This window comes from Roseovarius sp. AK1035, from assembly GCF_003288315.1.
In the GTDB taxonomy this organism is placed as follows: domain Bacteria; phylum Pseudomonadota; class Alphaproteobacteria; order Rhodobacterales; family Rhodobacteraceae; genus Roseovarius; species Roseovarius mucosus_A.
Window position 1 is genome coordinate 499,777 of the sequence record NZ_CP030099.1, and the last position, 15,042, is coordinate 514,818.

The window sequence follows — 15,042 nt, forward strand, 5'->3', positions numbered from 1 at the left end:
AGGCTCAGCACAGGCTCGCGGGCGATGGATTTGGAAACCCTTTGTTGACGGACAAAACCGCACCCCAACTCAGCGTCATCGTCCCCGCCCATAACGAGGCGGGCATGATCGGCGCCTGCCTGCGCGCCCTCTTTGCCTCAGACCCGGTGCCGGGCGGGGCCGAGGTGATCGTGGTCGCCAATGGCTGCCGCGATACCACCTTGGCCGAGGCCGAGGCCTGCCGCGCAGCGGCGCGCGACTGGTCCCTCACCCTGCTCGACCTGCCGCAGGGCGGCAAACCCGGCGCGCTCAGCGCGGGCGAGGCCGTGGCGCGGGGCGCGGTGCTGGCCTATCTTGATGCCGATGTGATGGTCTCGCCCCCGCTCCTGCGCCAGATCGCCAAGGCCCTCGACCGCCCCGAACCACGCTATGCAAGCGGTCAGGTGGTCATCCCCGCCCCCACAAACCGCTTCAGCCGCCTCTATGCCAATTTCTATCGTCAAGTGCCCTTTTTTCACTCCGGCGTTCCGGGTTGCGGCCTTTTCGCGATGAACCGCGCAGGCCGCGCAAGGTGGGGCGATTGGCCGGGGATCATCTCGGACGACACCTTTGCCCGCCTGCAATTCATCCCCCGCGAACGCCATGCGGTGCCCGCGCGCTATGATTGGCCCCTTGTCGAGGGGTTCGGCGCACTGGTGCGCGTGCGGCGCAGACAGGATGCGGGCGTGGCCGAGATTGCACAGCGCTACCCGGCGCTCCTCGCCCATGACGACACCCGGCCAAGTGGGCCGGGATGGGTGCTGCGCGCCGCGCTGCGCGCGCCTCTGGGCTTTCTCGCTTACGTCGCCGTGGCCTTGGCCGTTCGCGCACGGCGGGGTGGCACGGATTGGGCGCGCGGGCGATAAATCCCCGAGATTTCAATCAAAGGTCGTCAAATGGCCGCAAATCTCGGACAAGAAACACCCAAAAGGCAGAGGGGGCAAATGCAGCAGGTCAAGGCGATATTCACGGGTGACGGGCTTTTGGCACGCGCTCTACGCTCCTCTGCGCTGACCGTCGCGGGATTTGGCGGCGCGCAGGTGCTGCGACTGGCGTCGAACCTGATCCTTGCCCGCCTTCTCTTCCCAGAGGCCTTCGGCCTGATGGCCATTGTCTCGGTCATCATCCAAGGCCTTATGCAGTTCTCTGACGTGGGCGTAAGCCCCGCCATCATGCAGAGCAAACGCGGCGACGATCCCGCCTTTCTCAACACGGCATGGACCATTCAGGTGCTGCGCGGCGTGGGCCTCTGGCTGGTGGCCTGTGCCTTGGCGTGGCCGGTGGCGGTGATCTATGATGAACCGCTCCTGATGCAGCTTTTGCCAGTGGCCGGGCTGTCACTGCTCATCACCGGGTTCAACCCTACCGCGCTTGATACCGCCAAACGGCATCTGCGTTGGGGCCGGGTCACCGCCATCGAATTCGCCGTTCAGATCACCGGCATCGTGGCGGCGGTGGCGCTGGCGTGGTGGTGGCACTCGGTCTGGGCGCTGGTGGTGTCGGGCGTGCTCAGCGCGGGCGTGGCGCTGGTGCTTTTCTGGCTCTTCCTGCCGGGGGCTGGCAACCGCATGGGCTGGGAACGGCTGGCCGCCTCGGAACTCATCCGCTTTGGCAAATGGATTTTCCTCAGCACCATTTGCGGATTTCTGTTCAATCAGGCGGACAAGCTGATCTTGGGCAAATACCTCAGCTTCGATGTGTTCGGCGTCTATAACATCGGCTTTTTCCTCGCCTCCTTTCCCATGCTCTTGGGCCATATGCTGACATGGCGGCTGCTTATTCCGATCTACCGCGAACTCCCCCCCCACGAGAGCGCCGCCAATTTCGCCAAACTGCGGCGCATGCGCTTTGCAGTGACAGGCGGGCTTATGGCGCTGTCGGCCGGGTTTGCCCTCCTCGGCGTCTGGCTGATCGGGATCATGTATGACGACCGCTATGCCATGGCGGGCGCGGTGGTGGTGCTGATGGCGCTCATGCAACTGCCGCAGATCATCGTGATGACCTATGATCAGGCCTCGCTTGCAGCGGGGGATTCGCGGCGCTTTTTCATCCTGACGCTGGCCAAGGCGGCGGCGATGATTCTGGCGCTCTTGCTGGGTCTCGAATGGGGCGGCCTCATGGGCGCGCTCTTGGGCTATGGCGCGGCGATGGTGCTGGCTTATCCGGTGGTGATCTGGCTCGCGCGGCACATGCGGGCCTGGGATCCGGTCCATGACGCCGCCATGACAGCGCTAGGGCTGGGGCTGGCGGCACTGGCGCTTTGGCTCAATGGCGCAGCCCTCACAGATCTGGCGCAGCTATCGGGCTGGTAGGGGCGAAAACACCATTATCGCCAAGGGCCTGCCGCAAAACAGTCGCATTGTCTGGCGATGCTGCACCCGATATGATTTGAGCAGTGGATTTGATGGCGGATGACATGACCCAACCGTCGCCCGACGGCACCGAGATTGCCATTGTCGGCATGGCCGCGCACCTGCCGGGGGCGCGGAACGTGGCGGAGTATTGGCAAAACCTCTGCGCCGGGCATCGCGCGATCCGCCGCATGACCGAGGCCGAGTTGCTGGCCGCAGGTGAGGGCGCGCAGACCCTCCGCCGCCCCGATTACGTGCCCTTCGCCGCCCCCCTTGACGGATTCGAGATGTTCGATGCCGAGTTCTTCGGCTTTGGCCCCAAAGAGGCCGCGATCCTTGACCCTCAGCACAGACGGTTTCTGGAGGTGGCATGGGAGGCGCTCGAGGATGCCGGTCACCCGCCCGAGCATTTCCCCGGCGCCATCGGCGTTTTCGCGGGCTGCGGCATGGGCAGCTACTTCTATTTCAACCTCTGTTCCAACCGCGATCTGGTCGACGATGTCGGCATGTTCCTGTTGCGTCACACCGGCAATGACAAGGATTTCCTGACCACCCGGCTCAGCCATATTCTTGATCTCAAGGGGCCATCGCTTGGGCTGCAAACCGCCTGCTCCACCTCGCTTGTTGCGGTGCATGTGGCAGCGCAATCGCTGCTCAATGGCGAATGTGACATGGCGCTCGCGGGCGGTGTCACCATCGAGATGCCACAGGGGCGCGGCTATCTTTACAAAGAGGGCGAGATCCTGTCGCCCGACGGCGAATGCCACGCCTTTGACCACCGCGCGCAGGGCACGGTGTTCGGCTCTGGTGCAGGCGTCGTGGTGCTGCGGCGGCTCAGCGACGCCATAGCCGATGGCGATCACATCTGGGGCGTGATCAAGGGCTCTGCCGTCAATAATGACGGCGCAGCCAAGGCGGGCTATCTCGCCCCGTCGGTCGACGGTCAGGCCGCCGCCGTGGCCGAGGCGCAGGCCGTGGCAGGCATCACAGCGGATACCGTCGATTACGTCGAATGCCACGGCACCGGCACCTATCTGGGCGATCCGATCGAGGTCGCCGCCCTTACCCAAGCGTTCCGCGAAACCACCCAAGCGGTCGATTTCTGCCGCATCGGCAGCGTCAAAACCAACATCGGCCATTTGGATACGGCGGCAGGTGTGGCCAGCCTGATCAAGGCGACGCTCGCGGTCTATCACGGGCAAATGCCCCCCTCCTTGGGCTATGAGGCCCCCAACCCCGCGATTACCTTTGACGGCAGCCCCTTTGCGGTCAATGACCGCCTCAGCGCTTGGCCACGCCGCGACCACCCCCGCCGTGCGGGCGTGAATTCACTGGGCGTGGGCGGCACCAACGCCCATGTGGTTCTGGAAGAACCGCCCGCGCGCGCAACCCCCGAGGCCAGCGATTGGCCGTTTCAGCCGCTGGTGATCTCTGCCCGCTCCAAAGCAGCGCTGGAGGAAAACTCTGCCCGCCTTGCCGCCCATCTGCGCGCCCATCCCGAGCAGGACCTGGCCGATATCGCCTGGACCCTCAAGCAAGGCCGCCGCGCCTTTGAACGCCGCCGCGTGGTCGTGGCAAGCAGCCATGACGAGGCCGCAACCCTGCTGGAAAAGGGCGATCCGCGCCGCGTCTTCACCCATGAGGCGCTCAACGCCCCCGATGTCGTGTTCATGTTTCCCGGCGGCGGCGCGCAATATGCCGGCATGGCGCGCGACCTCTACGAGACCGAGCCGGTCTTTGCCGAATGGATGGATCGTGGCCTCGCGGTGCTGCAACCCAAACTCGATTACGACATCCGCGCGCTCTGGCTGCCTGCGCCCGCCGATATGGCCTCCGCCGCCGAACGGCTGAAACAGCCCTCGGTGCAATTGCCGCTGATCATGATCACCGAATACGCGCTAGCGCAGCTTTGGCAAAGCTGGGGCGTAACCCCCGCCGCCCTCATCGGGCATTCCATGGGCGAGAATACCGCCGCCTGTCTCGCGGGCGTGCTCAGCTTTGAGGATTGCATCGGGCTGGTGCATCTGCGCGGGCAGTTGTTTGACACTATCCCCAAGGGCGGATTGCTCAGCGTGCCGCTCGGGGCCGAGGCGCTGCGCCCCTATCTGGGCGAGGCACTCGACATTGCCGCCGTCAATGCGCCGGGCCTCAGCGTGGCCTCTGGCCCACAGTCGGCGCTGGATGATCTGGCCGCACGTCTGGCTGGGGACGGGATCGAAACCACCCGCATTCCCATCGACATCGCCGCGCATTCGCGCATGCTGGAACCGATCCTGGGCCGCTTTGGCGACTACCTGCACTCCATCCCCCTGCACGCACCCCAAATCCCGATCCTGTCCAACCGCACCGGCGATTACCTCACCGCGGCCGAGGCGACAGACCCCGCCTATTGGGTCGCCCACCTGCGCAACACGGTGCATTTCGCGGATGGTCTGGGGCGTCTGGCCGAGGGCGGCAAACACGTGTTTCTCGAGGTAGGGCCGGGCAAGGCGCTGAGCTCCCTCGCCCAAGCGCATGGCGCGATCAGCGCCAATCAGGTCATCGGCAGCCTGCGTCACCCCGACGACAACATTGCCGACGATGCTTATTTCATGGCGATGCTGGCGCGGATGTGGGCGGTGGGCGTCGATATAGACTGGGATCAGATCTGGGGCGAGGCGCGGCGCACCCGTGTGCCGCTGCCCTCTTACGCCTTTCAGCACAAACCCTATTTCATCGCCCCCGGCAAGGCGCGCAAACCCGAGCAAGACACCTGGCCCACGCGCCGCGACAACCTGACCGATTGGGGCTATCTGCCCCATTGGCGCCCGCATCTGGCCGAGGTCGAAATTGCCAGCGATGCCGATCTGGCCGCATTCCCGCCCGAGACATGGCTGATCTTCGAGGATGACACCGGGCTTGCCGCCGCCGTCGGCAAACGGTTGGAGGCCGCAAAACATACGGTAACGTATGTTACGACGGGCGATGCCTTTGCCGCACTCGCACCGGGCCGCTACGCCCTTTCGCCGGAACGCGGGCGCGAAGGCTATGACGCGCTGATCCGCGCGCTGATGGCCGAGGGGCGCGCGCCCAATCGCATCGCACATTTCTGGCTTGTCACCCAAGACGCCCGCCACCGCCCCGGATCAAGCTTTTTCCACCGCGTGCAGGAACAGGGCTTCTACAGCCTGCTCTTTCTGGCACAGGCCATGGCGGATGAGGGGCTCTCGACCCCGTTGCATATCACGGCGATCAGCAATGGCGCGGCGCAGGTCCGCGACGAGGGATTGCGCGATCCGGCCAAGGCCACGCTGATGGGGCCGCTCCGGGTGATCCCGCGCGAATTGCCGGGGGTGACAGCGGCAAGCCTTGATCTGGCGCTGCCTGCGCGCGGGACCGACGCGGCGCTAGTGACGCAGGTGATCGAGGATCTGATGCAGCCGCCGCGCAGCCATGTGGCGGCGCTGCGCGGCGCGCGCCGCTATGAGGCGGGCTGGCGCGCGGCCCCCCTCCTGCCCCCTCAAACCCCTTTGGCACAGGGCCAAACGGTGCTCATTACCGGCGGCTTTGGCGGCATCGGCCTCACCTTGGCCGAGGATCTCATCACACAGTCCGCCGCCAAAATCGCGCTCATGGCCCGCAGCCCGCTACCGCCCCGCGCCGACTGGCCGCGCACACTGGCCACGCGCGGCGCAGGCGATCCGCTGGCCCGCCGCATCGCTGCGGTCGAGCGGCTAGAAGGCTTGGGCGGTCAGGTCATGGTCGTGGCAGGCGATGTCAGCAATATCGAGGATATGCAAACCGCCCGCGCCGAAATCGAGGCGCGTTTTGGCACGCTGCATGGCGTGATCCATGCCGCTGGCGTGATCAAGGACGCTCCCCTCCTCAGCAAAAGCCCCGACACAATCGAGGATGTGTTCACGCCGAAAATCCACGGCACGCAGGTGTTGGACGAGGTGTTTCCAGACGGCACACTCGACTGGCTGGTGCTGTTTTCCTCCTCCTCCACCGCGACTGCCCCGGCGGGGCAGGTGGATTACGTCGCGGCCAACGCCTATCTCAACGCCTATGCCCGGAGCCGCGCCGGCGACAAAACCCGCGTGATTGCCCTCAACTGGGGTATCTGGTCCGAAGTGGGCATGGCCGCCGAAGCGGTGGCCCAACAACGTGGCGAGACCATCGCCGCCCCGCGCCTGCCGGTTGCGGCCCCCTTGGTGCATGAGGCCAGCCATGATGCAACAGGAAACCGGGTGCTGCACGCCCGCTATGACGCCGGGCTTTGGCTGTTCGATCAGCACCGCACCAAATCCGGTCAGGCGCTCTTGCCCGGCACCGGCTATCTGGAATTGCTCGCCGAGGCGCTGAGGGCGCAAGGCGAGGATGGCCCGTTTGAAATCCACGATCTGTGGTTCCTGCGCGCCTTCGACATGCCCGAGGGTGGCAGCCGCGACATGCGCCTCACCCTCACCCGTAACGACACCGGCTATGCCGCACGGATCGAGGGCGATCATGCACAGGCCGGGCGGCAAGGCTGGGTCACACTGGCCGAGGCGGGGCTGAGCCTGCTTCCCTTGAAACCGCCCACAACGTTGGACATCGCCTCCATACGTGGCCGTATGGAAACCTGGCAAGAAGCGGGCGATACAGCCCTCTCAGCCCCGCAAGAGGTGCATCTTGAGTTCGGCCCACGCTGGCGGGTGCTGCGCGCCATGGGGCTGGGACACGGCGAGGGGCTGGCACATCTGCGCCTGCCCGAGAGCGCCCAACGCGATCTGGCGACGGGTTATCTCCTGCACCCCGCGCTGATGGATATCGCGACAGGCTGGGCCATGGGGCTGATTGCGGGCTATGACGGGGCAGACCTCTGGGTGCCCATGTCCTATGGCGCGCTCAGCGTCCACGCCCCCTTGGGGGCCGAGGTCTGGTCTCATGTCCGCAACGCCGCCCAAAACAGCGCACGCGACGAAACCGCGCGCTTTGACATCACGCTTTGCGATGCCACGGGCCAGGTGCTGATCGAGATCACTGATTTTGCCATCCGCAAACAGGCGGGCGGGCTAACCCTCACCGCCCCGCGCGCCAGCGACGTCCGGTTCGAAGGCCAGACCGAGAGCGCACCGACAAGCCCCGCCGAAGAGCGCCTGCGCCATAATCTGCGCGAGGGGATCCGCCCTGCCGACGGGGCCGAGGCCTTTCGCCGTGCCTTGGCGCAATCCGCGCCGCAAATCCTCATCTCTTCGCTCGACCTGCCCGCGCTTATCGCGCAGGCCGAGGCGGGCGCAGAAGGCCCCGACACCGCTGGCCAACGCTTTGAACGCCCCGATCTCGACAGTGATTTCACCGCCCCCGAGGGCGAGATTGAGACCCGACTGGCAGCCTTCTGGTCTGACCTTCTGGGGCTGGAACAGGTCGGTGCCGAGGATTCCTTCTTTGATCTTGGCGGGCATTCCCTGATTGCCGTCCGCCTCTTTGGCATGATCCGCAAGGCCTATCGCGTCGATCTTCCCATCTCGATCCTGTTCGAGGCCCCCACAATCCGCGCCTGTGCCGCCCTCATCGAGGCGCAGATCGGCCCGCAAGAGGCCGGGCAAGACGCGCCCGCACCACAGCACCCACAGCGCCGCTTTACCCATCTGGTGCCGATGCACCGGGGCGAAGGCGGGCCGAAAACCCCCTTCTTCCTTGTCGCGGGCATGTTCGGCAATGTGCTGAACCTGCGGCATCTGGCCCATCTCTTGGGCGAGGATCGGCCCTTCTACGGCCTTCAGGCACGCGGCCTTTATGGCGGAGCGGCCCCGCATGACGATCTGACCGAGGCCGCAGCCGACATGATTGCCGAACTCCGGCAGATACAGCCGCACGGCCCCTATCTCTTGGGTGGCTTCTCTGGTGGTGGTATCACCGCCTATGAAATGGCGCAGCAACTTCGCGCAGCAGGCGAAGAGGTGGCACTCATTGTCATGCTCGATACGCCGCTGCCACAGCGCCGCCCCCTCTCGCGCCGCGACCGGCTGATGATCCAAGGGCAGGAACTCAAGGCTGGCGGCCCGCTTTATCCGCTGCATTGGGCGGCGCGCAGGCTGGCGTGGGAAATCACCAAACGCCGCCCCAAACCCGCGTCAGAAACCGACGCGCATCACTTCCATGACAGCGCCATCGAAGCCGCCTTTTACCGCGCCATCGCGAAATATCAGGTGCGGCCATGGGCGGGCGCGCTGCATCTCTTCCGCCCGCCGCTGGTGGGCAAATGGCAGGTCTCGGACGGGCGGTGGGTCAGCAGCGAGCGCGCTTATGTTCTGCCCGACAATGACTGGTCCGGCTTTGCCCCACAGGTGCAGGTGACAGAGGTGCCCGGAACGCATGACTCCATGGTGCTTGAACCCAATGTGCGCGTGCTGGCCGCGCGCCTGCGCCGGGTGATCGCGGCAGCCGAATCCCTACCCGCCGCCCCCGATCACCGGGAAGCCGCGGAATGACTGCCCCCCGCGTCCTTACAATCGTGCTCAACTGGCGCACACCCGACATGAGCCTCAAGGCGGCAGGGGCCGCTCTGCGCGCCATGCAGGGCATTGCCGGCGAAATCGTGCTGGTCGACAACAATTCCGGCGATGGTTCGTTCGAAACGATGCAGGACGCCACAGCCGATTGGGACCGCGTGCGCGTGGTGCAATCCGGGCATAACGGCGGCTTTGGCGCGGGCAATAACGCAGGCATGCGCGCCGGTCTCAGCGACGGCACCCAGCCTGATTACGTCTATATCCTCAATTCCGATGCCTTTCCCGCCCCGGATGCGATCGCCGCCTTGCTCGACCATCTGGAAACCCATCCCAAAACCGGCCTTGCAGGCAGCTATATCCACGGCCCCGATGGGGCAGCGCATGTCACCTGCTTCCGCTTTCCCTCTATCTTGGGCGAATTCGAAGGGGCGGCGCGGATCGGCCCCTTCAGCCGCCTTTTGCGCAATCACACCGTGCCCCTGCCCGTGCCCCAGACCACGCAAACCGTCGATTGGCTGGCCGGGGCCAGCCTGATGATCCGCCAACAGGTGCTTGATCAAATCGGCGGCTTTGACGAGCGGTTCTTTCTCTATTTCGAGGAAACCGACCTATGCCTGCGCGCCGCGCGCGCGGGCTGGCGCACCGATTTTGTCGCCGACAGCCGGGTCGAACATATCGGCTCGGTCAGCACGGGCATGAAGGGATGGGGCCGCGTGCCCGCCTATTGGTTCGCCTCACGCCGCTATTATTTCACCAAGAACCACGGTGCCGCCTATCTCGCCCTTGTCACGCTGGCGCATGTGCTGGGGGCCGGGCTTGGCACGCTCTGGCGGCTTCTGCGCCGCAAGGGCGCAGGCAGCCCGCCACATTTCCTGCGCGATCTGGTGCTGGGCGATCTTGGCGCGGCGCTGAACAGACCAAAAAGGATCAAGCCATGATGCAGGCCCTCTTGATCGGCAACGAATCCCTTGCCCTGCACTGTGGCACGGCTTGGCTCGCGCGTGGGCATGGCATCGCGGCGGTGATCACCCGCCACGCGGATGTGGCGGCTTGGGCCGAGGCCAAGGGGCTGCGCATCGTGCCCCCCGGTCCGGGGCTGGCCGAGCGCTTGGGCGATCTACGCTGTGACTGGCTCTTGTCTATCGCCAATCTCGATCTTCTGCCGCAAACTGTGCTGGCGCGCGCCACAGGCGGCGCGGTCAATTTCCACGATGGCCCACTGCCGCGCTACGCCGGTCTCAATGCGCCGGTCTGGGCTATTCTGAACGCCGAGGCACAGCATGGCATCACCTGGCACCTGATCGAGGGCGGGGTAGACGAGGGGCGCATCCTGACACAGCGCATGGTCGACATCGCCGGGGATGAAACCGCCTTTACCCTCAACGCGAAATGCTATGCCGCAGCGCTCGACAGCTTTGCCGATGTGATCACGGCCCTTGAACAGGGGGCTGTCACGGCGCAGACCCAAGACCTCAGCGCGCGCAGCTATTTCGCCCGTGACCAGCGCCCCGAGGGGCTCTGCCTCGATTTCACCCAACCCGCCGAATCCTTGGCGCGGCTGGTGCGCGCGCTTGATCACGGCGGCTATGCCAACCCGCTCAACAAGACGCGGATCATTGCGGGCGACCGCGTGCTTCTCGTGGGCCGGGCCGAGGTCGTGCCGGGCAGCGGCACGCCGGGGCTGGTTCTCAGCGTCGAGGCCACGCGCCTGACCGTTGCCACCGCTTCGGGCGCGCTGCGGCTCAGCGCGCTGACCGGGCCAGAGGGTGGCGCGGTCGATCTTACCGAAATCGCCGTGGGATCCGTGCTGACCACCGATGCCGTCACCGGCTTTTTGACAGAACTTGCGCCGCAAGATGGCTATTGGCGCAGCGCTTTGCGCGCGATGCGTCCCGTCACCCTGCCCTTGGGCAACGGTGCAGGCGCAGAAGAACGCCGCCCGCTTGATCTGCCCGCCGATGCGTTCGAGGCCATCGGCCTCTGGGCCGCGCGCTTGGGCGGCGCAGAGGCCACGCATATCGCCTATGCAGGTGCGGCGGTCGAGGCCGCAGCCCGGCCGGGCCATGTCTGCCCTTGGGTGCCAGTGGCAATAGCAGACCTGCCCCACGCCATAACAGACCTGCCCCACGCCGTCGCAGAGGCCGAGGCGCGCGGGGCCTTCGCGCTTGATCTCTTTGCCCGTGACCCGGCGCTTGACGCCGCACAAACCCCGCATATCGGCCTGCGTCTCGCGGGGCGCGGCCTTATCCCTGGCACGGCGCTGACCATCGACCTTTCCGACAGGCCCACGCTCACCTATGACGCCGCGCGGCTCTCGCCCACCATGGCCGATCTGCTGGCACGGCGGCTCGAGGCGCTTGCCCATGGCGACCGCGCCCCCATGCCCGAGACCGAGCGCAAGCTGGTCACAGAGGCGTGGAACCGCACCGACACCCCCTATGACGCCCGCCCCCTGCACCGCCTGATCGCCACCCAGATCACCAAAACGCCTCAGGCCCGCGCCGTGGTATTCGAGGCCGAAACCCTCACCTACGCAGCCCTAGACACCCGCGCCAACCGCATCGCCCATGTGCTGCGCCAGATGGGCGTTGGCCCCGGCGTGTTGGTGGGCCTTTGCCTGCCGCGCTCTGCCGATATGCTGGCCACCGCCTTGGCCATTTGGAAGGCGGGCGGGGCCTATGTGCCGATGGACCCGGCCTATCCCGCCGAACGTCTGGCGCTCTACCTCAGCGACAGTGGCGCACGTGTGGTCGTCACCCGTTCTGACGTGGCCCATACCCTACCGCCAACGGCGCAGACCCTCACGCTCGACACCGACGCTCGCCTTGCGCAGGCACCCGACACAGAGCTTGACGGCGGCGCAGGCCCTGACGATCTGGCCTATGTGATCTATACCTCCGGCTCGACGGGCCGCCCCAAGGGCGTCATGGTCACGCATCGCAACGTCGGCAATTTCTTTGCCGGGATGGATACCCGTATCCCGGCAGAACCGGGCGCGGTCTGGCTTGCGGTGACCAGCCTCAATTTCGACATTTCCGTGCTCGAACTCTTCTACACCCTCGCGCGCGGCTACACCGTGATCCTCAGCGGCGAGGAAAGCCGCGCATTGGTCTCGTCGGGGCAACTCGCCACCTCTGACCGGGGGATGCAATTCAGCCTTTACTATTGGGGCAATGACGACGGTTCCGGGCGCGACAAATACAAATCCCTGCTCGAGGGCGCGCAATTCGCCGACACCCACGGCTTTTGCGCGGTCTGGACACCCGAGCGACATTTCCACGCCTTTGGCGGCCCCTATCCAAACCCCTCGGTAACCGGCGCAGCCGTCGCTGCCGTCACGCAGAACATCTCCGTGCGCGCGGGCAGTTGCGTGGCCCCGCTCCACCATCCTGCCCGCATTGCCGAAGAATGGGCAGTGATCGACAACCTCACCAACGGGCGCGCCGGGCTGGCGATTGCAAGCGGCTGGCACCCTGATGATTTCATCCTGCGCCCGCAAAATACCCCGCCCAACAACAAGCCCGCGATGTTCGAGGCGATCCGCGATCTGCGCCGCCTCTGGCGCGGCGAGGCGGTGGAATTCCCCCGCGCCGATGGCACGCTGCACGCCGTGGTGACGCAACCGCGCCCGGTGTCCAAGGTGCTGCCCGTCTGGGTGACAACCGCCGGCAACCCCGAAACATGGCGCGAGGCGGGCGCGCATGGGGCCAATGTGCTGACGCATCTCTTGGGCCAATCCATTGACGAGGTGGCGGGCAAGATCACGCTCTACCGCAACGCCCTGCGCGAGGCGGGCCATGATCCGGATGCCTTTACCGTTACCTTGATGCTGCATACCTATGTGGCCGAGACCCGCGACGAGGCGCGGCGCGTGGCCCGCGAACCAATGAAGGATTATCTGCGCTCCGCCGCCGCCCTCATCAAACAATACGCTTGGGCCTTTCCCGCCTTCAAACGCCCCCAAGGTGTGAGCAACCCGTTTGAATTGGACCTTGGATCGCTCAGCGAAGAGGAACTCGACGGCATCCTCGATTTCGCCTTCGAGCGCTATTTCGAGGAGTCCGGCCTTTTTGGCACTGTCGAGGATTGCGTCGCGCGCGTCGAGGGATTGAAACGCATTGGCGTGGATGAGGTGGCCTGCCTCATCGACTATGGCATTCCCGCGCGGCAGGTGCTTGATGGGCTGCGCCCGCTCGCCCGCGTGCTGGAACGCTCGAACCGCGTGGGGGCCATCGCGCCCGATGACTTTTCCATCGCCGCACAAATCCTGCGCCACGGTGTCACGCATCTGCAATGCACACCGTCCATGGCGCGCATGATCGCCATGAATGACGAATCCCGCCACGCCCTCGGGCGGCTGCGGTATCTGATGCTGGGCGGCGAGGCGCTGCCCGGCTCTCTGGTGCAAGAGTTGCGTCAAGTTACGCGCGCCCGGATGACCAATATGTATGGCCCCACCGAAACCACCATCTGGTCCACCACCGGCCCCGCCGAAGACACACCCGGCCCCTGCCCCATCGGCACGCCCATTGCCAATACGCAGGCGTATGTTTTGGATACCGCGATGCAGCCAGTACCCGTCGGCATAGCCGGAGAGCTCTGGATTGGCGGCGATGGCGTCACACGCGGCTATCTCGGGCGCGACGATCTGACAGCAGACCGCTTTCGCCCCGATCCGTTTCGCACGGGCGGGCGCCTCTATGGCACCGGCGATCTGGTGCGCTGGCGCGCCGACGGGCGGCTCGATTTCATCGGGCGTGCCGATGCGCAGGTGAAACTGCGCGGCTATCGCATTGAACTGGGCGAGATCGAGGCCGCGCTCGAGGGCTGCGCAGGTGTTGCACAAGCGGTGGTGCTGGCGCGCGAGGATACCCCCGGCGACATGCGCCTTGTCGCCTATCTGCGCGGTACAACCACACCCGAGGCCGCGCGCGCGCATCTGGCCACGCATCTGCCCGCCCACATGATCCCGGCACATGTCATGCTGCTCGATCACTTCCCCCTCACCCCCAACCGCAAGGTGGACCGCAAAGCGCTGCCAGCGCCGGAAACGCAAGTGAAGGCCCCCCGCCCCGCCGCCGCCCCCAAGCCGGTCACGCCTGCCAATACGATAGAGCGTGATATCGCGGCGATCTGGGCGCGAATCTTGGGCGTGTCCGAGATCGGCGCGCAGGACAGTTTCTTTGATCTGGGTGGTCATTCGCTCTTGGCGGTGCAGGCGCATCGCGAAATCCGCAGCACGCTGGCGGTCGACCGGCTCAGCATCACCGATATCTTCCGCTGCCCGAAACTCGCCACTCTGGCCGCACGTGTGGCGGAATTGCGGGGCGACGTGGCCCCGACACCCGCCAATACCCCCGCTCCGGCCCCGGCCCCCGGTCGGGCCGATGCGCGGGCCGACGCGATGGCCCGCCGCCGCGCCATGCGCGCGGCCCGGCACGGGTGAGCGAGGCGCTGATATCGGCGCTTCGCCCGCTTTTGCCCAAGGGGCTGGCACTGGCAGCCTGCGATCCTGCGGCAGAGGCAAAGGGCCTCTGGCCTATCGAGACCGCCGCCATCGCCCGCGCGGTGCCCGCACGCCGCCGTGAGTTCGCGGCAGGCAGACGTGCCGCACGCGCCGCGATGGCGATACTCGGCCTTCCGCCGACCGCAATTGCCATGGCCCCGGACCGCGCGCCGCTCTGGCCTCGGGGCGTGACCGGCACAATCAGCCATAGCGCCAGAACCTGTTTGGCCTTGGTGGGCCTGTCCGAACATTGGGCCGGGCTTGGCCTTGATCTTGAACCCGCCTTGCCCCTGCCCGAGGATATCCTGACCACGATCTGCACCCCGATCGAGCGCGCAGCATTGGCCCAAGACCCCAGCGGCCTCCTCTCCCGCCGCCTCTTTTGCGCCAAAGAGGCCACCTACAAGGCGCAATATGCCCAAAGCCGCAGGCTGCTGTCCTTCCACGACCTCGAAATCACCTTTGACGGATCGCACCGCTTTTCCGCCCAACTCCAGATCGCTTGCCCCCCCTTCGCCCGCGCCACGCGCTTTGCCGGCCACAGCCTGCAAGCCGGCGATATGCTAGCGGCCCTCGTCACGCTGCCCCGCCTCTGAACACAGTGTTTCCAAAGCTCGACAAATAACCTGTGGCGAAATTGTGGCACGATTGCTAGATTGTGGCCAAGTTGAGACCTAAATCTGTCAGGGCC

6 protein-coding genes are annotated in these 15,042 nt (G+C 65.9%); all 6 read left to right on the plus strand.

Annotated features, from left to right (window positions below; translation table 11 throughout):
- The first annotated feature begins 41 nt into the window (after window positions 1-41).
- The 6 genes from RAK1035_RS02505 (at window position 42) to RAK1035_RS02530 (ending at window position 14,947) form a co-directional block, all read left to right on the plus strand.
- Window positions 42-884 carry a glycosyltransferase gene (locus RAK1035_RS02505; RefSeq protein WP_008279329.1) on the plus strand — a complete coding sequence of 281 codons (843 nt, stop codon included), beginning with the start codon at window positions 42-44 and terminating at the stop codon, window positions 882-884.
- 78 nt (window positions 885-962) lie between these two features.
- Entirely contained in the window at window positions 963-2,330 is a 1,368-nt protein-coding gene (locus tag RAK1035_RS02510; RefSeq protein ID WP_008279330.1) for an oligosaccharide flippase family protein, read from the plus strand.
- Window positions 2,331-2,434: 104 nt separating this feature from the next.
- A complete protein-coding gene (locus RAK1035_RS02515) occupies window positions 2,435-8,824 on the plus strand; it encodes a type I polyketide synthase (protein ID WP_232279149.1) in 6,390 nt (2,129 codons plus the stop codon).
- Window positions 8,821-9,783, plus strand: coding sequence for a glycosyltransferase (locus RAK1035_RS02520; protein ID WP_008279332.1), 963 nt, complete (start codon window positions 8,821-8,823; stop codon window positions 9,781-9,783). The genes RAK1035_RS02515 and RAK1035_RS02520 overlap by 4 nt, the downstream gene beginning before the upstream one ends.
- Complete coding sequence (locus RAK1035_RS02525) at window positions 9,780-14,291, plus strand: MupA/Atu3671 family FMN-dependent luciferase-like monooxygenase (protein ID WP_008279333.1); 4,512 nt, start codon at window positions 9,780-9,782, stop codon at window positions 14,289-14,291. The genes RAK1035_RS02520 and RAK1035_RS02525 overlap by 4 nt, the downstream gene beginning before the upstream one ends.
- Window positions 14,288-14,947: a 4'-phosphopantetheinyl transferase family protein gene (locus RAK1035_RS02530; protein WP_008279334.1), complete on the plus strand. Its 660-nt coding sequence runs from the start codon at window positions 14,288-14,290 to the stop codon at window positions 14,945-14,947. Before RAK1035_RS02525 ends, RAK1035_RS02530 begins: the two co-directional genes overlap by 4 nt.
- Window positions 14,948-15,042 lie beyond the last annotated feature (95 nt).